Origin of the sequence: Crocinitomix catalasitica ATCC 23190, assembly GCF_000621625.1 — a bacterium.
GTDB classification, from domain to species: Bacteria; Bacteroidota; Bacteroidia; order Flavobacteriales_D; family Crocinitomicaceae; genus Crocinitomix; species Crocinitomix catalasitica.
The window spans coordinates 75,545-96,514 of sequence record NZ_JHXV01000017.1; the positions used below are offsets into that span (position 1 = coordinate 75,545).

A 20,970-nucleotide genomic window follows, 5' to 3' on the forward strand; every position below is an offset into this window, starting at 1 on the left:
TTAAATCAAATTTATCAAACAATCCTAAAAAGCCTGATTGCGTTTATCCAATAATTTTAATAAATATTGTCCATATTGATTTTTTGATAATGGAATCGCCAAGGCTCTTAACTGATCGTCATTAATATAACCTTTACGGTAAGCGATCTCTTCTAAACAAGCGACTTTTAAACCTTGTCTTTGTTCGATTGAAGCGATGAAATTAGATGCTTGCATTAATGATTCATGCGTTCCGGTGTCCAACCAAGCCATTCCTCTACCTAGGAGTTCAGTTTTTAGTGTACCCTCTTCTAAGTATAACTTATTTAAATCTGTTATTTCAAGTTCGCCTCTTTGAGATGGTTTAAGCGATTTAGCTTTTTCGACCACAGTATTGTCATAAAAATATAACCCTGTAACCGCATAATTAGATTTAGGATCGGTTGGTTTCTCCTCCAGACCTACTACATTTCTATCTTTATCAAACTCAACTACACCATATCTCTCAGGGTCATTAACATAATAACCAAATACAACGGACCCTTTTTCTGTTTGAGCAGCATTCTCTAATATCTTTGCTAAACCATAACCATAGAAAATATTATCTCCAAGAACTAAACAAACATTATCGTCACCTATAAAGGATTCTCCTAGAATAAATGCCTGCGCCAAACCATCTGGTGAAGGCTGTACTTTATAAGAAATACTCATTCCTATATTTTTACCGTCACCGAACAATTCTTTAAAAGTCTCAATATCTCTTGGTGTTGAAATGATTAACACTTCTTTAATACCCGCTAACATCAGCACTGACATTGGGTAGTAAATCATTGGTTTATCGTAAATCGGTAAGATTTGTTTAGATACGGCTTGTGTAAGTGGATACAATCTGGTTCCGGACCCACCAGCTAAAATTATTCCTTTCATGAGATGGTATTGTTCAATTAATTTGATGGACTAAATTAAACAAATAATTTTGATCAGGACTTAATAAACAGATGAAGAATTATTTAAATCATTTAGGATTAATCTCACTTGATTTCTTTGTAAATTTGCTTTAGTATATTCTTTCCGATAAAAAGAAAATTTAATGATGATTAATAGTAATTCCAAGAAGATGCCCTTTATTATAGCAGGTCCATGTAGTGCTGAATCTGAAGAACAATTAATAGAAACAGCTAAGAAAATCAGCGCTTCAGGGAAAGTTAATATGTTGAGGGCTGGAATTTGGAAACCAAGAACGAGACCTAATGCTTTTGAAGGTGTTGGCTCAATTGGTTTACCGTGGTTAATTGAAGCTGGAAAACAAGCAAACTTACCGGTAGTAACTGAGATTGCTAATGCTAAACATGTTGAGTTAGTGCTTAAAGCGGGGATTAAACATATTTGGATTGGTGCAAGAACCAGTGTAAATCCATTTGCAATTCAGGAAATTGCAGATAGTCTAAAAGGCTCTTCTATTGAAGTTTTTGTTAAAAACCCCATTAATCCTGACTTAAATTTATGGATTGGAGCGATTGAACGACTCAAAAATGCAGATATAAAAGATGTGCATGCCATTCATAGAGGCTTCTCTTCTTTTAAACCTAATAAATACCGCAATGAGCCAATGTGGGAAATCCCAATTGCGTTAAAAAATGAATTTCCAGACATTCAATTATTATGTGACCCTAGTCATATTGGCGGCAAAAGAGATCTCATTCAATCCATTTCTCAAAAAGCTTTAGACTTGAATTATGACGGATTGATGATTGAAACGCATCGTGATCCCGATAAGGCTTGGAGTGACGCTGAACAACAAATAACACCAACTGAATTAGACGTTATATTAGCAAATTTAGTGTTGCGCCAAGAACAAAACATAAATAAAAATTTGTCTTCGGATTTAAGTACACTTCGTGAAAATATCGATAAAATAGACCGTGATATATTAACGTTATTAGGCAATAGAATGAAAATAGCAGATGAAATTGGTATCTATAAGAAAACGAATAACATTACTATTCTTCAACTTAATCGTTGGAGAGAAATTCAGCAAGCCCAACAATCGTATGGTCCAGAACAAGGTTTGTCATTAAAATTCATTGAGAAATATCTTGAAGCATTACACCAAGAATCAATTCGACACCAAACTAAAATAATGAATGACTAATGGAATTTTTTGTCACTGCAAATACCAAAATTAAAAAGGTCTATTCTACCCCTTCTAAAAGTTTTGCTCAACGTGCAATTTTAGCAGCAACTTTAAGTAAAAAGACTTCAACAATATCGAATATTGGGACTAGTGACGACGTCAAAAACATGCTTAAAATAGCAGCTCAACTTGGTGCTAAAGTCGAAATATTTGAGGATACTGTTAAAATAAAAGGTCTTCAAAAAAAGGTCAAGTCAAAATTGAATTGTGGTGAATCTGGATTAGGACTTCGAATTACAACAATAATAGGAACTGCCTTATCAGAAAATTATACAGTCAACGGAAAAGGAAGCCTTCTTAAAAGGTCTATGATTGATTTCAATTCAATCATGAAGGAACTTCAGTTAGAAATTATTAGTAATGATAATTTTTTACCTATTTCAATATCGGGAAAGGTTAAAGGTGGACACTTAACAATAGACGGATCAAATTCGTCTCAATATCTTACTGGTTTATTATTGTTATTACCAACATTAGCTGAAAATTCGACTATAATTGTTAAGCATTTGAAAAGCAAACCTTATATAGATATCACTATAGAACTGCTCAATAAATTTGGAATTAAAATTCGACACAAAAATTATGAAAAGTTCGTCATTAAAGGCAATCAAAAATATAATCTAACCGACGAATTGATTATTGAAAATGATTATAGTGAAGCTGCCAATTGGATGGTTTATGGTGCTATTAATAAAGGAATAAAAATTGAAGGCTTAAATAAAAATTCTGTTCAAGCTGACGTAATGATGTTAAAAGCTTTAAAAGCTGCAGAAATTAAACATAAGTGGAAGAAAGGTGATTTATCGATTAAAAAGAGTAAACCTTCACCTTTCAAATTTGACGCAACCGATTGTCCAGATTTATTTCCGCCATTAGTTATACTTGCGGCTTCGGCAAAGGGCTTATCTAAAATTAGCGGCGTCAATAGATTAATCAACAAAGAGAGTAACAGAGGTATTGTTCTAGCGAAACAATTCGGAAAACTCGGATTGGAGATTGAGATTGTTAATGATGTGATGCTTATTTACGGCACTGGAACTTTAGAAAGTGGATCTATTCATTCGAATAATGATCATAGAATAGCAATGGCAGGTGCTATTGCAGCCAGTCTAACTAAAAAAGGAATTAAAATCGAAAAAGCAGAAGCGGTTAAAAAGAGTGCTCCTCACTTTTGGCAAAATTTTCAATGAGATCTATAATCTCAAATACTCTGCATGAATTGATGTTTTCCGAGGATTCCAGGTATCCTTGTATGACATTTTAAAGAAAATTTCTTGTAGATAAGCTATCGTTCGAACTGCTCTTAAAAACAAACCAAAATATAAAACCATACATGGCAAGTAAATCAAGAAATAGGAAACAGATGAATGTGAACGATCTCGGAATAGCGAAAAGAGTAAAAATTTGATATAGTTCATTATTGTATATAAGAGTACATTCGTTATAAAAACATTGATAAATAAGGGACGGTAAAACGTCAACATTATTGTCAAATAGATATACCATTTAAAATTTAAAACCACATTGTAAAAAAAATTTTCAAATGCGGAGAAAAAATCTAATAATCGAAATGATGCTTGCACTTTGAAAACATCATTATGTTTTCTCAATCTAAATCTAATTAACGATTTATCCCAACGTAAGCGTTGCTTTACTAATTTTTTAAAGGTATTAGGCACAGATGTAAGACAATGTGCATCGGCGGCAAAACGAATTTTATATCCTTTTTTCCTAATTTTCACAGTAATATCACCATCCAAACCAGGACCTATATCCCAACCACCTATACTCTTAATAACATCAGCACGGAAAGCCCCAAAAGCTCCCGAAATAACTCTATAAATACCTAAATAAGAAGTTACCTTTCTTCCAATTGTAATCGCATTGTAATATTCAACGCCTTGCAGTGTTGTTACCAAACTATGCTTATAATTACGAACGTTTACATTCCCTCCTACCCCTCCAACACCAAGTTCCATATAGAATGGAATGAGAATATTTTCTATCGCATCAAAGTCATACGAGCAATCAGCATCTAAGTGAATAATATATTTACCTTTCGAATAACGTAAAGCTAAATTTGCTCCGGATGCTTTACCACCTCTTACTTCATTCCTTAAAAACACATCAATTAAACCCGCTTTTTCAAGCATACGACCAATTGCAGGAGTATCATCATCAGATCCATCGTCAACAACAATTATCTCAATATTCTTATACGTTTGTTCACTCAGCGAATTAACCAATTTATAAAGATGTTTTCCTTCATTTTTACCTGGAATTAAAATTGAGACAAGTGGATTTTCAAAGAATAACTCTGCTGATGCAGATGCTCTTTGCTTACGAGAAGTTACTTTTTTAACTTCAGTTAGTATTAAAACAATAAACTCCACTAAGAAATAACGGAAAAACTCAAATATTAAAAAAAACCAGAAAAATTCGAGGAAATCTGCCGGCGTTAGCGTTGACAAAAACCTTAAATAATTATCTATGATTTTATCAATCATTAAATAAAATCAATTGTTAATTCAGTAATATGCTCTTCGTATGGCTTATGGTGATCTAATGCTACAACCTTATACTCAAATTGAACATCTAATTTTTTAAATGTAGAAGCTATCAATTCTTCTAATAAGCGAACCATGTTCCCCATTATCTTATTCGAAATTTTATTTGGAATTTCGTTCATTGACAGGATGATTGTAGACGAACTCACAAAAGAAATCACATCTGAAGATCTAATATTACTTCTTATAACACTAATTAAATCTTTTAAAAGGCCTTTTTGTAAAGTACTTCCCAATTTTGAATAAACTAGAGATGAATTTCGTATGTAAATCGCGCATATATTACTCGATCCTTCCGTCTGTTTAAGTCGTTCAATTTCATACTTTAACATTGTCTTAAAAGTATCGAACTTTATTGTTCCAAAAATTTCATCAATGTCCTTCGTAGTTGTAACAAAACCTTTTATTGCAGCTGACTCTCCTTTTTTAGTTAGGAAATAAGATTTGATTATTTTTGACTTTAATTGCTCAACACTTCTATCAGATCCACAAGACAAACATTTAGCGTTGACGAAAAAATCTTGGAAGGTATGACTACAGTTTTTACATTCATGAATAACTGATGGTTTATCATAATCTACGCCTATATGGCGTAACCTTTTATTACATTTTGGGCAATCTAATTTATCATCAATTTCATTCTTAAAATCTTGCATTGGCCCCACATAACCACATGGAAAATGGTGAATTATGTCATCAGACTTAGTATTAGAGCTACTGCACTTTGGACACACTTCTCGATAGCTTAAATGACTGCTAGAACATTGGTTACACAAATAAATACGATCATAATATTCTGACCTAAAAAGACCTTCCGATTCTGCAATGTCTAAAATATTGAGAACAGCATGTTCGTCAGTTTCAGAAAAATTCACAGAAAGTAATGGGTAGGCAAAATTTATGCTGGAATAAATATAAGGTATAGGTAAAAGCGATTTTTGGTCCTTTGTATACATCAAAGTGATCATTTTAGTGATCATTTGTGCTTCAAAAGAAATTGAATTCGCAAATGTTAAATCCTGGACACGATTTAAATTTTCTTCTACTAACTCAACTAAAGATGCCACTTTGTCCAAATTAGAAATCCTTCCATCTACTAGGTTTTCTAACACCAAATCATTTATAGAATTTCTACTTTGAAGAAAAATAGGTTTTAAATATATATCCGGAGCGATATTTCCTCTAATTCGGCTAACAATCATCCTCACATAATCCAAATCTCGTGTTTCAATAATCACAGCGCTATGATTCTTTACATCTTCAATATTTAAAGATTCTAAATGTTTGATATGTAAAAATGAATGCCCTGCGTATTCAATTCTCGTTCCTCTATTTTCGCTATGATGTATTGCCTGACCCATTAAAAAGTCCTTTTAGTTAATGTAACACTCATTTTATAATATCTTTTCCAAACATCTAAATTTGCTCCTTCAGCTGGAATAACATCCACTGCGATGGTTCTTTTAATTGATTCAAATTTCTTTTGAAATTCTACTGGTAATAATACCGTAGACGCATAAAATCTATTAATGATACCTTCACTTCTTTTTCCGTCTGCAAAATCAACAGTTACCTTGTCTCCGATTTCAATATACCTTAGGTCTTCTTGCTCAAAATACGCTTCAATATGTGCTAAATCTGCTTGAAAAATATTCATTATCATTTGATTTCTTATCGCCACCTCATAAGGTTGTTTGAAAATTGTTGCAACATACCCGTCAATTGGAGATAAGAAATATCTATATGGAGATGAAGTGGCAGTGGTCCTGGAAGAGTCTAGTTGTTGATCAGAGATTTCTTTTGACTTTACATCACCCAACTGTCTATTTAAAATAGCATTTTCATTTCTATTCAGTGTAATTACCGCTTCTACTTTTTTAATTTGATATCTAATATTTACCAAATCCTTTTCAGATGCTGTACCCAATATAACCTCATTCTCTAATCGATTCAACTGTGACTGATAAGATGCCAATAATTGCTTATCGCTGCGAATTTTACTATTATTTAGATCAATGCTTTTCTTCAATGAATAGGTCTCTCTATCGGCCCAATTACTTGAACTTGGTGTATTCACTATTTCATCACCTCCATAAACAAGATCTTCTGTTAAATAAGAAAATAAAGTATCTCCTTTCTTAACATTTTCACCTTCATTAATATAAAATTTTTCAATTCTTATATCTTCCGTATAACTTATATCCACATCCTCAAATAATATCTGTCCATCAGCTTTTATATAGAATGTACTATAGAAAAAATAGCGCAAGGAAAAAAACAAAATCAATCCAAGAATTGATAAATAAATCAATTTATCCCAATTAAAATTACTTCTCCTGTTCGTTTTACCTTCTTCGATAAAACGTAAATGACTATCATCTTTACGTTTAAAATTTAAACTTTTCATTATTATCTTAATCCACTTTTATCCAATGAAATCATTCGGGATAAATCGTGGTATGCAAATTTAATTATCCCTAATCTTTCTTTTAATTCACTTACTTTATTTTCCATCGCTAAGCGATTTTCAAAGTCTTCTGTTCTTAATGCTATAACGACTTTATCCTGATGTGCATCAACATAGGGTTTTAATTTTCTAATTAAGAAATCAGTATCGACATTTTCATAACACATAAAGTAAACCTCATCAACAACATCAAAGAGCTGATTCATTATCAATTCATTATAATGTTTAGGTACGGATATTTGTAGTTTAAGTTCGTTTTTATCACAAAATATTTTCGCTTGTTTAACTAAATTTAAGTAGTCCTCCTGCATTTTAACTTTATGCTCATCCCATTCTGGCATTGTATGCGGTTCAATATCCAAATGTATTCCAGTTGGACTTATTAACGGATAATTTTCTAATACCTCTGCCAAATAAACACCAATATTCTGATTGTAGAAGAGTTTATTATCCCCTAACATAAAATAAAGATCATTTGTCTCTTTCAATAACTTCATCAGCTTCCATTTCTCCTCAGTTTTCTCATATTTATTTACTGAAACAATCACATGATTAATTTCATTATAAATGATATATTCATTTAAAAAATCACTCGTATAATTATCAAAAGTACTTGACCAAACATAAATTGATCGGTCCTTTTTCTCAATAAATTGTATAAAGTCATTCGGAGTTACTGATTTAACAATTTCGTTTATAGCTACTTCATTTAACTTCGAATGGATTTTTAAAGCTTTTAAATAAAGATTTTGCAAATCCTCTATTAAGTTTAAATCTTCAAGTAACATATCATCATCCAGTTTTAAAATTGTAATTGGATCGACGTATTTATCGCTGATTTTCAACCGCGCCTTTTCAATTCGTAACTTCTCTGAAATTAATTTTCGTTTTTGATAATGTTCGATAAATGATTTAAGATGATGCCTGAAATCATAAGCGCTATTTAATACATCTTCTTGCAATTTAGATTGATCTCTTATGAATTGTGCATTGTCGTATTGCCATTTCTCATACTCTACTTCATTATTTAGTTGTGTACTGAAGTTTAAAGGGATTGAAAGATTAATCCCTCCAGCAAAGTATCCGCGATTCGGTCCTTGCAGTATATCGTAGTAATTATATCTTAAATATGGTTTTAAACTCATTTGATGATACCACGAAAAGTATGGTTTAAATTCGCTTGAATTTTCTAATGAATCACTTTGCAAACCTACCAATTCAAATATTCTTGTATAATCCAGATCAATCAAAGGAATTGTTTGCGAGGAGATATCGAACGATGACGGTTCAATTTGCATATATTCAGCATAAGATTCATATAAGTTTATTAAACTCTCCGTTTCTGTTAATTCCATTTCAACTTTTATCAATTCTTCTTTGCTCGATTTTCTCAATAAAACTAAATCTTGGATGATTTTATACTGCTTTTTTATTTGAATTAAACGCTGATTTAGAAGCTCTAACTTAAATTGATTAAAAAGAATTAAAGTTTGGTCAAATCGATAGATATATTGTTCCCCATTAACAGCTATATTATATTGTAATTTTTCACGATTTACTCTGTCAGAAATCATTTGAGATCTCACTCGATTCTCTAATAAACCATTGTTTAGTAAGTCCCATTCTACCCCTAACTGAACACGACCAGAATAACTTATATTCTCTTCAAGATCTGAGGATGGATCAAGATTGATATTTTGCTGATAACCGCTAGTAAAATCGACACCAATATCCTTTTTCAATTGTTCCGCTCTTTTTTCCAAATAAACTGAACGATCAATATTATTTGAGGTGGTGTTTTTTTTGGAAATTTCGTTTAAATAAGCAAGAGAAGTGTCCGTAAAATTTTTCGCTTGGTATGGCGATTCAAAAATTAATTTCTTTAATTCAAAAGCCATAATACTATACAACGAATCATTTTGACTAGTTGCCAGTATAGGCATAATAAATATTAACAATAAGATTTTTTTCATTTATTAAAAACCAAGTAGCAATTCATTCTTTTCAGGCTATTGGTCTTTAACTCCTTTAAAAGCTGAATATTACATCAAAAAGTCTTCAAAAAAGTAGAACAATTAACCCGCTATACAAAGATAATCAAATTAATTTTTAATTGCGCTTATATCAATATTCATCCCACACTTAAAATGACCTTTAGGACATTGCTTATAACCGTGCAAACCACAAGGTCTACAATTCAGTTTTTCTGGTGTTTGGATGATTTGTTGATCGGATGACAAAGGGCCAAATCCGAAGGTTGGGATTGTTGAACAGAAAAATGCAACAACTGGAGCATTCATTGCGCTTGCCAGATGCAACGGTGCAGAATCATTTACAAAAGACTTTTTTGCCTTACCTATTAATACAGCCGATTCCATTAAAGTTAACTCTCCAGCCAAATTAACCAACTGATCTATAGACTTTCCAATGCCTTCAATAATATTGTCAATTAGACCAATGTCTGAAGGTGCTCCTACAAAATATATCTTGCTTTTTTCTGAAAGAAAACGTTGACCTAGCTCAATCCATTTCTCTTGAGGAAGTTGCTTTGTGAACCATACTGAGGCTGGTGCAAACACAATAAATGAGTCGTCATTTTTAGTGAGTTCTTCGATTTTAGATTGATCTAAATTACTAGGGTAAAGCTTCGGTTTTTCAGCCTTCTCAAAACCATTTTCAGGATCAGCATTTAGCAACTTTAAATTGCGATCTATTTCATGTCCTCCATCTCCAATTTCATGTTTTACTTTAAAATTAAAAGTAAATGCAAATGGATTCTTATCATATCCTACTTTTATATCAGCATTTGAACGCCAAGTTAAAAAACCTGATGCCGCAAATCGTTGTAAATTATAAACTTTATTATAATTATTCGCTCTTATTTTTTTCGAGAGATTAAATAAATTTTTGTATTTATTTTTAGATTTATCCCAAACAATTACATTATTTATCTGCGGGTTATCCTTTAGCAAATTTTCATTTCCTTTTCTAACCAAAACATCTACCTGCCAAGAATCTCCGTGTACTTTCTTAATGGTTTCAATCAATGAGGTTGAAAGAATAACATCTCCTATAAAAGCGGTTTGTATGATGAGTATATTAATCAATTTGAAATCGCATATTTTTCACGAACACTGTCATCAATTGGAATAGACTTTCCGTTACTATCTATTCTAACAAAGATAAAAATTGTAGAACAAACTGTTTCTTCATTCCCTGAATAAAAATCTTTGGCTCGCGCCTCTATATAAACTGTCAAAGAAGATTTACCCACCCTTTTTACATCGCCATAAATAATTACTTGATCACCATTTTTAACAGGGCGTTCAAAAACCATCTCATCAATTTTAGCCGTTACCATGTTCGGGTTTTTACACACCGAACAAGCCCATGTTGCCGCGGCCTCATCTAACCAGGCTAACATATTTCCTCCAAATAAATTTCCATGAACACCAATATCCTTGGTCATACAAAGTTTTATCGCCAATTTCTCCATTAACTATTTTATTTTTAATAATGTATCCACCCAATCTTGGACTTGATGACTATTCCCGATTGAATGACTCTTCTCTCCCATCTCTATAATATCCGCATCACTCATTTGAATGATCCTTAACATTGCATTTTTAATTTCACTGATATTCCCTGCTTCGAATTGAATTCCGTTGCCTTGAAGGAATTTCTCGCTCGAGCCAATTTTATCACTCAATAGTAAAGGGAATCCACAAATAGCAAATTCTTGTGTGCTCACTCCCCACGGTTCGAATTTACTTGGTAAAATATAAACTGAGGTCGCCGCAATATATTTATCCATTTCGTCTGGTTGAACAAATCCAAAATGTTTAATCTTCTCTGATTCAACTTTATTCTCCCATTCCTCTCCTGTTCCTAAACACCATAATTCCCAATCATTAGGAAATTCTTCCTGAAGCTCAGTAAAAGCTTTCCACATCTCAAAAATTCCTTTATGCTCAACATACCTGGCTACATATAAGAACCTTTTGGGTAACTTTTCTTTTTTCCTTGTAAAAGTACTGTTGTATTTTTCGTTAAACAAAATAGTATCTGCACAATAAAAACCTTTTGATATCGCGCCTTTAAATCCTAATTTCTCTGCGTAACGTTCTTGCTTAACTCCTGGAACCCATGCGTGCGTAAAAATTCTCTTTAAATAAAAAGGAGAGATCATTGTGGCAATTCTTTGTTTCAAATTACCATTCCAATGATTATCCAGTGACAATACTTTTTGAACTTTCCTGTCTAGCTTTTTTAAAATTTTAAGATAATCTTTATCCATCCAGCCACTACAAACAATTGTATCTGGATTAAAGTCGAAAACTAATTTTTCAATTTCAGATAAGCTAAATTTCGATTTATCAATCATTTTTATCCTGTCATCAATTGCAAAATTGAAAGGTGCTTCACTATTTTTTGGCCAGTGAACTAACATCACATCGGCTTTTTGAACCAATGCATTTGCACAAGCCATAAAATAACCTGCTATTTCACTATATAAAAACACTATTTTTGTCTGTGACATTCCGATAAAATTCTGGATGTAAAAATATACATTTAAGTAGGATGAGTTTGGCAAAACATAGTTTTTTTTGTGAGAATATTGACGATTGCACTTTAGGTGAAGATGAATCTCACCATGCTGTTAGAGTACTTCGTCTAAAGGAGAATCAGCATATAACAGTAATTAATGGAACTGGTAGATTAGTTACGGCTAAAATTACAATGGCTGATAAAAAAGCAGTTTATTTTGAAATTATTGATGATTATCAACAAAAACTTAATGACTTTGATATCCATATTGCCATAGCTCCAACTAAAAATATTGATCGATTTAATTTTTTCTTAGAGAAAACTATTGAAATAGGCATTTCTCGAATCACACCCATACTTACTTCGAATTCAGAGCGTAAACATTTACAGCACGATAAATTAAGCAAGCAAATGTTGAGCGCACTTAAACAATCAGGTAATTTATATATACCCGTACTTGAAGAGTTAACGAGTTTAAGTGACTTTTTTCAAAATTTAAACACTACAAGCGCCAAATTCATTGCTCATTGTGAAAAAGAAAATGAAGGCAACGAATTAAGAGAAGTCCTTCCTAAAGATAAGAAAGTAGTTATTTTAATTGGGCCAGAGGGTGATTTTACGAAAGAAGAAATTAACTTAGCAATAGAAAATAATTTTAACCCCATTAAACTTGGTTCGACAAGATTAAGAACCGAAACAGCAGGAATAGTAGCATGTCATACCGTACACGTAATATAGTTTTATTAATTTTTATTTGTTTTATAAGCTTGGGCTTTACAATGCAGCAAACAAATACGCCTTCTTATCAGATTGCCGTACTAAAATATAAAGGTGGTGGTGATTGGTATGCCAATCCAACAGCTTTGCCGAATTTAGTAGCGTTTTGTAATCAAAAAATTAAAACCAATATCTCTACAACTATTGAAACTGTTGAAGTTGGTAGCAGTGATTTATTTAACTATCCTTTCGTTCATATGACAGGACATGGTAACGTCTTGTTTACAAATGACGACGTTGAAAACTTAAGAAATTATTTAATCGGTGGAGGATTTTTACATATTGATGATAATTATGGGATGGATAAATTTATTCGCGTCGAATTAAAAAAAGTATTCCCGAATAACGAGTTGGTTGTTTTACCTAATAATCATCCTATATTCAATCAGACTTATAAATTCCCTAATGGCTTACCTAAAATACACGAACATGACGACAAACCAAGTCAAGCGTTCGGCATTGTTTACGAAGGCAGATTGGTATGCTTGTACACATTTGAAACTGATTTAGGAGATGGTTGGGAAGATCAAGAAGTACATAACGACAGTCCAATTAAACGGAAGGAAGCGTTGGAAATGGGCGCAAATATTATAGAATATGTTTTCAGTGGTGGACGTTAAATATTTATTGATTTTTTGGAGTTTGTTTATGGCTTCATCATTCGCTGAAGCAAAACAAGGAGAAGTTATGTCTAAATATAAGACACAAACAAATCCTTATTTCATGTTCACAAAATTCAAACGTGGATTTGATAATGATTCTTTGCGATCTACTTTGGATGAACTTGAAAAAATTCCACGTAAAAAATGGACAAGAATTGACAGTCTTCAATTTGCAAGCACTTCATTAAAAACTGGTAATTTAAAATTAGCAGATTATTATTTTGAGCACATAACTTTAACAGCAAGTGATGAAGAATTCTGGTGGGACCATATGGTGCTTCATCTGTTAAACAAAGACTTTAAAGGTGGTTTGAAAGAAATTAAATCTAAATATCCAGGAATATTGGAATTTTCGGAAGTTTACTTCCTTGAGAAAATATTTCAAGCGTATTTGAGAATGAAAACGAACGAACAGTGGCATAAAACAGATGTTGTTTTAGACTGGGAAGTTGATAGTAACATTCTTTATATAGATAAAAACAATATTGAATTTGAGAGAAATATAATTACTCCATTAAACCATTTGAACAATGTATTGCATCGATTAATTCATCACATCCATTCCGAAGACCCAATTTTGGCAAGAGTTTGTTTTGAAATGGGAACAATTTTAGAAAAACACATTTCAGTAACACAAGCATATATAGCATATAATTTGGGACGTAATTATAATAAATGGGATAAAGAAATTTTAAATGCTGTTAAAGCGGCTAAATTTCAAATGAGTGAACAACAGCTGAAAATCCCAGTATTTCGACGCTACTTTCCTCGAATTGAACATTGGAGATTTGAATATGCCGTTCTAAAAGAGAAAATCAAAAATGCTCAAAACGACACCATTCACTATAAATCGCCAGTTTTAATGAAAAAAACCAAAGAGAATAAATTACCTATTCCCGCAGAGTTAGTAATTGTGATTGGTTTAGCATTAATATTTCTACTTATTTTAATTTTTGTACGAACGAAAAAATAAGGCCTTAATTATATGAAAGCTCTAAATATAACACTCATAACCCTTGTTTTTCAAATAGTTGCTTGCGGTAACGTAAAGCACATTGAAACCCAATCTGAAAATTTAGACAAAATAGTTGAAAAGATTCCATCTTCTGAGGAAAATGAAATGACAACCGCTATTTTAACGAATGATTGGGGGCTATACAGAGAAAGCGTAGCAATGAATATTCACGAAGTAGAAATCTCAGGCAATAAAATGACTGTTAAAGTATCATATAGTGGAGGTTGTAAAGAACATTATTTTAAAATGATAGGTTATCAATTCACTACGACAAGTATACCCACGGAGCGCGCAATTAAAATTTACCATGATACGAATCAAGATGATTGCAGAGAACTTATCTCTGACGTTTTAGAATTTGACATAAGTGCTTTAGGGCTGGATAATGCTACCCCAGTTAATCTTCAACTATATGGCTATGAAGGAGATATTATCTATACAAAAAATTAAACAAGTCACTTATCCATTCTGATATAATCGGGCAAAATCTTTAGCAAAATAAGTCAATATTATATCGGCTCCAGCTCTTTTAATACTCAATAACATTTCAGGCATTGCCAATTCATAATTTAACCAGCCTTTTTCGCAAGCCGCTTTTAACATAGCGTATTCGCCACTAACATTATAAGCAGCAATAGGTAAATTAGAACTTTCTTTTAGTACATGAATCACATCTAAATAACAAAGTGCAGGTTTAATCATTAAAAAATCAGCTCCTTCATCTGTATCTAACTCTGCCTCTATCAATGCTTCATTTTTATTCGCTGGATTCATTTGATACGTTTTTTTATCTCCAGCTTTTGGTGCTGAATCTAAAGCTTCTCTAAATGGTCCATAAAACGCACTTGCATATTTAGCTGTATAGGCCATAATAGAAACATCTTCGTAGGCATTCTCATCCAAACAAGTACGTATTGCTCCTACCCTGCCATCCATCATGTCTGACGGCCCAATAATATCTATACCAGCCTGGGCTTGAGCCAATGCCATTTTTGATAAAACAGTTAAAGATTCATCATTTAAAATCAATCCATTTTGCACAATACCATCATGACCATCAACATTATAAGGATCCAATGCAACATCACTCATTAAAACAACATTCGGAAAACGCAATTTTAAAGTTCGAATCGCTTCGAGATAAAAATTATCCTGATGATAACTATAAGAACCTATTGCATCTTTATATTCCTCTTTAATTACTGGAAACAAAACAAAGGTTTTAATTCCTAGCAATACACATTTTTCAATTTCTTTTGATAAATCATCAAGGTTTAGTCGATAAATTCCAGGCAATGATATTATTTCTGTGCTTGGTAAATTACCTTCAAGCAAGAACAAAGGGTAAATTAAATTCTTTGGTTGTAAGACGGTCTCTTCAATCATCTCCCTAATAATGGGACTTTTACGATTCCTACGTGGTCTATTTTTCATCTCTTAAACTCTTATCTAAAATTGATATTTACCTGCAAATTTAAAGAAAATTAAGCCTTAAAAGAAAGACAAATAAAATATCTAACACCTGTTGTTTTCTTGAACACCTATTTAATTTCTTTTAATCGAATAATTTTTATAGTTTTGGAATAAATTTGAACCATGAATTTTAATTTTAGTCTTTTTTCCGTTTTTGTATTAGGAATACTACTTACAGCATGTAATGGAGGTGCTGGTGGTGAACATTTGGACGATGCCGAAGGCAATGAGTTAAATGAAATTCCAAAAATATTACTCGAAGATACAGAAGCTTTAAAGACGAATATTAACGGTAAAATATTTAGTATTCCTTCTCCTGTTCAAATGGTAACCTTACTAAAAAAGGAAAATGATGTTTTTAATGAAAACTTATTAACGGATCCAAACTTGGTTGAAAGTTATACAGTTTCAAGTAAACGAGCATTAATAATGGGAGTTTACGGTGCTGATTTAGGTTATGCAACTATTTACGATAATAATTCAAAAGCCTTATCTTATTTCAATGCACTAGATAAGTTGTCAAACGACCTAGGTTTAAGTGGCGCTTTTGATGGCAATTTACTTGAAAGATTTATAGAGAACGGAAATAACCAAGATTCATTACTGGTTATTATGTCTGAAGGATATCGCGGTGGGGATCAATTTTTAAAAGACAATAAACAGCATGATGTTGCAGCCTTAATTTTAGTTGGTGGTTGGGTAGAAGCCCTTTATTTTGCTTCTGAAATTTATTCAAAAACTAAAAGTCAAGCAATCGCAAATAGAATTGGTGAACAAGCGACTGCATTGTCAACGTTTCTTGCTTTATTATCTGAGTATAATACTGATAATAAATTTGATGATTTAATTGCTGATTTTACAGATTTACAAGCTGATTTTAACAAAATTGAATTTGAATATGTCTATGCTGAACCGGTTCAATATCCGGAAAAATCTATGACACACATCAAAAGTACCTCTGCAGTTGTTGTTAATGAAAAGGTTTTATCTTCAATTGACGTATCCATTAAAAAACTTAGAAATAAAATAATCGGCTAACCATGAAAAAGCTTTTCTTATTTATTACTATAATGACCCTCACTATTAATTTAGTGGCACAAGAATGTGATTCTTTGGCAAAGGTCTGTTATAAGCAACTCTCTTCAAATGTTGAGCCCGGTAAAACATTTATTTCAGATGGTCAAGTTTATAAAGCATTTTTAGATGCAGAACAAGCCGCAGAATTTAAATCAACATTCTACGGCGGATCAACTTATAGAATTGCGTCAACGGCTGGAACAAAAGATGATTATGTTATTCTAAATGTCTATGACAAAGATCACAACCTTCTTTTTTCTAATGAAGATCATAAGAATCAACCATATTGGGATTTTAAAATTGATAGTACTTTAGATTGTTATATTGAAGCTAAATTAGATATCGACAAAAAAGTATCTGGTTGTATAGTAGTATTGATAGGTTTCCTGAAATAAGAAAGAATAATAAATGAGTCAAAGAATCCTTCGAGCACTAATGCAACTCTTTGCGATAATCGCGAGAGTTGATGAGGAAATAGACTTAAATAATCCTATTACAAAAGGTGCTGGTCGGAAAATTGTTCACGCATTTCTTAAACAAGAATTAGGTTCTGCCACAGTTGAAGAATATCTCAAAATTTTTGATGAATATTTAATTGCCTATCAAGGTCAATCAAATAAAAAAGATGGTCGTCGTAAAAAGACTTCCGTTCATTCAGTAAAAGTCTTAAGAATTTGTACTGAAATTAATGCTGAATTAACACAAAGTCAAAAAATCATTGTAATTGTTAGGATTCTTGAATTTATTAATGCTAACGAAGTCGTTACTCAACAGGAAAGAGATTTTGCCGAAACAGTTGCGGATACATTTAATATATCAATTGAAGAATTTAGTACGATCACAAGTTTTGTTGAATCTAAAGAATCCAACAAAATAGATAAATCTGAATTTTTATATATTACCAATAACCAAACAGAGAATTTTACCGCAGCCAAACATATATATTCAGAAAGTCTAGTTGGAGAAATAAGGGTATTAAAAATAGAAAGTTTAAACCTTCACTTTTTTAAATATTTAGGCAAAGCCGAACTGAATTTAAATGGACAAGCCTTAATTCCTAATAGACACTTAATATTAAATCAAGGAAGTTCTATAAGATCGTCAAAAGTTAGTCCCATATATTATAGCGATATAATCGGTAGATTTTTATCTGATAAAACACAAGATAAAATTGTCTTTAAGGCTAAAGATGTTGTTTACAAGTTTAAAGGTGGAGGCATTGGCTTACACACCTTTAATTTCGCACAAGAATCTGGATCCCTTTTAGGTATTATGGGAGGTTCTGGTGCAGGAAAATCAACCTTATTAAACGTACTTAATGCCAATTATAAACCCGCTTCCGGAACGGTAACCATTAATGGTGTAGATATTCACCATGAAAAGCACAAAATTGAAGGTGTTATTGGTTATGTATCACAAGATGATTTATTAATTGAAGAATTAACAGTTTATCAAAACTTATTTTATAATGCGAAATTGTGTTTTGGAAAACTGAACGATGATCAAATATCAGAAAAGGTACTAGCTTTATTACGTTCATTAGGACTGTTTGATACAAGAGATTTAAAAGTTGGTAGCCCATTAGAAAAAACAATTTCTGGAGGTCAGCGAAAACGATTAAATATAGCACTCGAATTAATTCGGGAGCCTTCTGTACTCTTTGTAGACGAACCTACCTCAGGTTTATCTTCAAGGGATTCAGAAAATATAATGGACTTACTAAAAGAGTTGGCACTAAAAGGAAAACTAGTTTTTGTTGTCATACACCAACCCTCTTCTGACATTTTTAAAATGTTCGATAAATTATTAATTCTTGACAAAGGCGGCTATGTTATTTATAATGGAAACCCAGTAGATGCGGTAATTTATTTTAAGGATTTAATTAATCACGCAAATATAAATGAGAGTGAATGCCACGTTTGTGGTAATGTAAATCCTGAACAAATTTTCAATATAATTGAATCGAAAGTAGTTGATGAATATGGTACATTGACAACTAACCGTAAAGTTTCTCCGATTGAATGGAATGGTAATTATTTAGAATTATTAGAGAAAAATCCTGATAAAGTTGCCAATGAAACTACTATTCCACAAAGTACCTTTAAAAAACCTGGATTTTTAAGCCAATTCAAAGTATTTTTTGTTCGTGATGTATTGTCTAAACTGACCAATAAACAATACATGATTATTAATTTGTTAGAAGCGCCAATTCTCGCTTTTATTCTCGCTTTCTTCGTTAAATTTTACAAGGCTAATGCGAATGGTATTTATGCTTTTGACGAAAATCAAAACATTCCACCTTTCCTATTTATAGCAGTAATAGTTGCATTATTCATTGGCTTAACCGTTGCTGCCGAAGAAATTATTAAAGATCAAAAAATATTAAAAAGAGAATCATTTCTGAATTTAAGTAAGGGCTCGTACCTTTTCTCAAAAATCATGATAATGTTCCTTATCTCGGCTATACAAATGTTTTTATTTGTAATTATTGGGAATTGGGTACTTGAAATACAAGGCATGTGGTTTGAATATTGGATCGTACTATTTAGCCTCTCTTGTTTTGCGAACTTACTAGGACTTAATATTTCTGCAAGTTTTAACTCGGTTAAGGTTATCTATATCTTAATTCCAATTTTAATAATTCCTCAACTATTATTCAGCGGTGTAATCGTTAAGTTTGATAAGCTCCACCCCATTTTTGGTGATGAAAGTTCTGTGCCTGCAATCGGAAATGTAATGGCTTCAAGATGGGCTTATGAAGCTTTAGCTGTTACTCAATTTAAGGATAATCAATACAACGTATATTACTTCAAACTTGAAAAAAATAGGAGTATTGCTTCTTGGAAAAAAGATTATTGGTTACAAGAATTAAGCGCAAGTTTAGATTATGTTAAAACTAATATTGACAATCCTGAAAGGAAATTTCCAACAGAGGATGCATTATTACTTTTAAAGAATGAAATTCAACGTGAAGAAATCAAGATCTCTAACGCTGTATGTAAAAATTGTGTTGAAAACCTCACCATTGACAAATTTGATGAGGAAACCTATAAAAATATTAAGGCTTACTTTAACTTGTTAAAGAGTCACTATAAAACAATAGTAGACAATAATCGGATGCAAATAGACCTTGTCACTAAAACGTTTATTGACGAATATGGAAAAGACGTTTATTTGGAACTCGTAAAAAAACATACGAATAAAGCGCTTACTCAATTTGTCACAAATAAAAATGATTTAAATAAAATTGTAGAGAGCAAACACCGCCTCATTCAAAAATCAGACCCTATTTATAACGATCCTTGGGATAAAGGATTCTTAGAAGCTCAATTTTATGCACCAAGAAAAAAGTTTTTTGGGACTTACGTTTCAACCTTCGCAGCGAATGTAGCTGTCATTTGGTTTATGTCTATCCTCCTAATAATCACACTATATCTTGATCTATTAAAACGAATTTTAGATTTTATGGAAAAATTATTTTCTAAAATAAAATTCGGCAAATAAAATTTCTCTTTTTTTTGATCTTAAATGAATCGTATTTAAGAAAAATAATTTATATTTGCGCTCTCAATTTGCCTACAAGGACAACAGGTTTGGAATAGGTTAATTGTTTTTAAATGGTGGATGTAGCTCAGCTGGTTAGAGTATCGGTTTGTGGTACCGAGGGTCGCCGGTTCGAACCCGGTCTTCCACCCATTTATTTTAAAGCTTCATGGAAACATGAAGCTTTTTTTTTACCCTTTTTTTAACGCTTAAATGACCGGGGAGAAGTTTATGCTGAGCAATGTCGAAGTGAACCCGGTCTTCCACCCATTTATTTTAAAGCTTCATGGAAACATAGCCACATACAAAATCGGGATCAAGACCAATTGTGGATCAAGACCAATTGTTGGGGACTAGGCATATATTTTAGTTAATCTGAATAAAAAGAAAGCAACATTTTTCACACCTCTAAATTGGGATCTAAACGCTTTAATTTTTGCATTAAAAGATTCTGCAGCTGCATTTGTACTTCTGTGTTCAAAATAATTAACAATCCCCTCGTAGTTGATTCGAATAGTATTCATAATGGTAGCAAAACTTTTAAATCCTGATTTTTCAACCTTATCATACCACTGGGCTAATTTTGTTAAAGCAATACCTTTTCCTGTTTTAGTATTAAAAAATAATCTAAGCTCTTGTGATAATTTATAAGCCTGTTCAATTTCAGG

The 20,970-nt window shown here is 32.0% G+C and carries 19 protein-coding genes and 1 tRNA gene; 10 read left to right on the plus strand and 10 right to left on the minus strand.

Annotated elements, in window-relative coordinates; all coding sequences use genetic code 11:
• Positions 1 to 24 precede the first annotated feature (24 nt).
• A complete protein-coding gene (rfbA, locus tag T367_RS0111215) occupies positions 25 to 906 on the minus strand; it encodes a glucose-1-phosphate thymidylyltransferase RfbA (protein ID WP_027419931.1) in 882 nt (293 codons plus the stop codon).
• Between the two features lie 163 nt (positions 907 to 1,069).
• On the opposite strand from rfbA, the gene T367_RS0111220 reads away from it, so the two are divergent.
• Positions 1,070 to 2,131, plus strand: coding sequence for a chorismate mutase (locus T367_RS0111220; protein WP_027419932.1), 1,062 nt, complete (start codon positions 1,070 to 1,072; stop codon positions 2,129 to 2,131).
• Positions 2,131 to 3,363, plus strand: a complete 1,233-nt coding sequence (aroA, locus tag T367_RS22135; RefSeq protein ID WP_035843286.1) for a 3-phosphoshikimate 1-carboxyvinyltransferase — start codon at positions 2,131 to 2,133, stop codon at positions 3,361 to 3,363. Before T367_RS0111220 ends, aroA begins: the two co-directional genes overlap by 1 nt.
• Positions 3,364 to 3,366: 3 nt before the next feature.
• Here the strand turns inward: aroA and T367_RS0111230 are convergent, their stop codons facing one another.
• The 7 genes from T367_RS0111230 to T367_RS0111260 all read right to left on the minus strand — a co-directional run bounded on the left by T367_RS0111230 (position 3,367) and on the right by T367_RS0111260 (position 11,747).
• The gene (locus T367_RS0111230; protein ID WP_035843290.1) at positions 3,367 to 4,680 is read right to left on the minus strand and encodes a glycosyltransferase; all 1,314 of its coding nucleotides are present in this window, start codon (positions 4,678 to 4,680) and stop codon (positions 3,367 to 3,369) included.
• Positions 4,680 to 6,101, minus strand: a complete 1,422-nt coding sequence (locus T367_RS23950; protein ID WP_027419934.1) for a TackOD1 domain-containing metal-binding protein — start codon at positions 6,099 to 6,101, stop codon at positions 4,680 to 4,682. The genes T367_RS0111230 and T367_RS23950 overlap by 1 nt, the downstream gene beginning before the upstream one ends.
• Positions 6,101 to 7,147 (minus strand): HlyD family secretion protein, encoded by a 1,047-nt coding sequence (locus T367_RS0111240; protein WP_027419935.1) that lies wholly within the window; start codon positions 7,145 to 7,147, stop codon positions 6,101 to 6,103. Before T367_RS0111240 ends, T367_RS23950 begins: the two co-directional genes overlap by 1 nt.
• Before the next feature lie 2 nt (positions 7,148 to 7,149).
• Entirely contained in the window at positions 7,150 to 9,180 is a 2,031-nt protein-coding gene (locus T367_RS0111245; protein WP_027419936.1) for a TolC family protein, read from the minus strand.
• Between the two features lie 129 nt (positions 9,181 to 9,309).
• Positions 9,310 to 10,314 (minus strand): glycosyltransferase family 9 protein, encoded by a 1,005-nt coding sequence (locus tag T367_RS0111250; RefSeq protein ID WP_211252704.1) that lies wholly within the window; start codon positions 10,312 to 10,314, stop codon positions 9,310 to 9,312.
• The gene (locus T367_RS0111255) at positions 10,311 to 10,703 is read right to left on the minus strand and encodes an acyl-CoA thioesterase (RefSeq protein ID WP_027419938.1); all 393 of its coding nucleotides are present in this window, start codon (positions 10,701 to 10,703) and stop codon (positions 10,311 to 10,313) included. Before T367_RS0111255 ends, T367_RS0111250 begins: the two co-directional genes overlap by 4 nt.
• A gap of 3 nt (positions 10,704 to 10,706) precedes the next feature.
• Positions 10,707 to 11,747: a glycosyltransferase family 4 protein gene (locus T367_RS0111260; protein ID WP_035843299.1), complete on the minus strand. Its 1,041-nt coding sequence runs from the start codon at positions 11,745 to 11,747 to the stop codon at positions 10,707 to 10,709.
• 41 nt (positions 11,748 to 11,788) lie between these two features.
• On the opposite strand from T367_RS0111260, the gene T367_RS0111265 reads away from it, so the two are divergent.
• The 4 genes from T367_RS0111265 to T367_RS0111280 are packed head-to-tail and all read left to right on the plus strand — an operon-like array spanning position 11,789 to position 14,659.
• Entirely contained in the window at positions 11,789 to 12,493 is a 705-nt protein-coding gene (locus T367_RS0111265) for a 16S rRNA (uracil(1498)-N(3))-methyltransferase (RefSeq protein WP_027419940.1), read from the plus strand.
• A 41-nt stretch (positions 12,494 to 12,534) separates the two neighbouring features.
• Entirely contained in the window at positions 12,535 to 13,152 is a 618-nt protein-coding gene (locus tag T367_RS0111270; protein WP_157454204.1) for a DUF4159 domain-containing protein, read from the plus strand.
• A gap of 28 nt (positions 13,153 to 13,180) precedes the next feature.
• Positions 13,181 to 14,167, plus strand: coding sequence for a hypothetical protein (locus tag T367_RS0111275; protein WP_027419942.1), 987 nt, complete (start codon positions 13,181 to 13,183; stop codon positions 14,165 to 14,167).
• A gap of 12 nt (positions 14,168 to 14,179) precedes the next feature.
• Positions 14,180 to 14,659, plus strand: coding sequence for a hypothetical protein (locus tag T367_RS0111280; protein ID WP_027419943.1), 480 nt, complete (start codon positions 14,180 to 14,182; stop codon positions 14,657 to 14,659).
• A 9-nt stretch (positions 14,660 to 14,668) separates the two neighbouring features.
• Here T367_RS0111280 and hemB read toward each other — a convergent pair whose 3' ends face one another.
• Positions 14,669 to 15,643, minus strand: coding sequence for a porphobilinogen synthase (gene hemB, locus T367_RS0111285; protein WP_027419944.1), 975 nt, complete (start codon positions 15,641 to 15,643; stop codon positions 14,669 to 14,671).
• 162 nt (positions 15,644 to 15,805) lie between these two features.
• Between hemB and T367_RS0111290 the strand changes: the two genes are divergently transcribed.
• The 4 genes from T367_RS0111290 (at position 15,806) to T367_RS0111305 (ending at position 20,454) form a co-directional block, all read left to right on the plus strand.
• On the plus strand, positions 15,806 to 16,720 hold the full coding sequence (locus tag T367_RS0111290; RefSeq protein WP_027419945.1) for a hypothetical protein: 915 nt from the start codon (positions 15,806 to 15,808) through the stop codon (positions 16,718 to 16,720).
• A 2-nt stretch (positions 16,721 to 16,722) separates the two neighbouring features.
• Entirely contained in the window at positions 16,723 to 17,154 is a 432-nt protein-coding gene (locus tag T367_RS0111295; protein ID WP_157454205.1) for a hypothetical protein, read from the plus strand.
• A gap of 13 nt (positions 17,155 to 17,167) precedes the next feature.
• Positions 17,168 to 20,263 carry an ATP-binding cassette domain-containing protein gene (locus T367_RS0111300; protein WP_027419947.1) on the plus strand — a complete coding sequence of 1,032 codons (3,096 nt, stop codon included), beginning with the start codon at positions 17,168 to 17,170 and terminating at the stop codon, positions 20,261 to 20,263.
• Between the two features lie 115 nt (positions 20,264 to 20,378).
• Positions 20,379 to 20,454 (plus strand) — tRNA-His (locus T367_RS0111305).
• A 201-nt stretch (positions 20,455 to 20,655) separates the two neighbouring features.
• Here the strand turns inward: T367_RS0111305 and T367_RS0111310 are convergent.
• Positions 20,656 to 20,970: transposase (locus T367_RS0111310; protein ID WP_027419948.1), on the minus strand; the 315-nt coding region annotated here is incomplete at its 5' end.

Bases quoted from the DNA above. Each gene is read 5' to 3' on its own strand.
- rfbA (WP_027419931.1), bottom strand. From the start codon at position 906: ATGAAAGGAATAATTTTAGCTGGTGGGTCCGGAACCAGATTGTATCCA.
- T367_RS0111220 (WP_027419932.1), top strand. From the start codon at position 1,070: ATGATGATTAATAGTAATTCCAAGAAGATGCCCTTTATTATAGCAGGT.
- aroA (WP_035843286.1), top strand. From the start codon at position 2,131: ATGGAATTTTTTGTCACTGCAAATACCAAAATTAAAAAGGTCTATTCT.
- T367_RS0111230 (WP_035843290.1), bottom strand. From the start codon at position 4,680: ATGATTGATAAAATCATAGATAATTATTTAAGGTTTTTGTCAACGCTA.
- T367_RS23950 (WP_027419934.1), bottom strand. From the start codon at position 6,101: ATGGGTCAGGCAATACATCATAGCGAAAATAGAGGAACGAGAATTGAA.
- T367_RS0111240 (WP_027419935.1), bottom strand. From the start codon at position 7,147: ATGAAAAGTTTAAATTTTAAACGTAAAGATGATAGTCATTTACGTTTT.
- T367_RS0111245 (WP_027419936.1), bottom strand. From the start codon at position 9,180: ATGAAAAAAATCTTATTGTTAATATTTATTATGCCTATACTGGCAACT.
- T367_RS0111255 (WP_027419938.1), bottom strand. From the start codon at position 10,703: ATGGAGAAATTGGCGATAAAACTTTGTATGACCAAGGATATTGGTGTT.
- T367_RS0111260 (WP_035843299.1), bottom strand. From the start codon at position 11,747: ATGTCACAGACAAAAATAGTGTTTTTATATAGTGAAATAGCAGGTTAT.
- T367_RS0111265 (WP_027419940.1), top strand. From the start codon at position 11,789: ATGAGTTTGGCAAAACATAGTTTTTTTTGTGAGAATATTGACGATTGC.
- T367_RS0111270 (WP_157454204.1), top strand. From the start codon at position 12,535: ATGCAGCAAACAAATACGCCTTCTTATCAGATTGCCGTACTAAAATAT.
- T367_RS0111275 (WP_027419942.1), top strand. From the start codon at position 13,181: ATGGCTTCATCATTCGCTGAAGCAAAACAAGGAGAAGTTATGTCTAAA.
- T367_RS0111280 (WP_027419943.1), top strand. From the start codon at position 14,180: ATGAAAGCTCTAAATATAACACTCATAACCCTTGTTTTTCAAATAGTT.
- hemB (WP_027419944.1), bottom strand. From the start codon at position 15,643: ATGAAAAATAGACCACGTAGGAATCGTAAAAGTCCCATTATTAGGGAG.
- T367_RS0111290 (WP_027419945.1), top strand. From the start codon at position 15,806: ATGAATTTTAATTTTAGTCTTTTTTCCGTTTTTGTATTAGGAATACTA.
- T367_RS0111295 (WP_157454205.1), top strand. From the start codon at position 16,723: ATGAAAAAGCTTTTCTTATTTATTACTATAATGACCCTCACTATTAAT.
- T367_RS0111300 (WP_027419947.1), top strand. From the start codon at position 17,168: ATGAGTCAAAGAATCCTTCGAGCACTAATGCAACTCTTTGCGATAATC.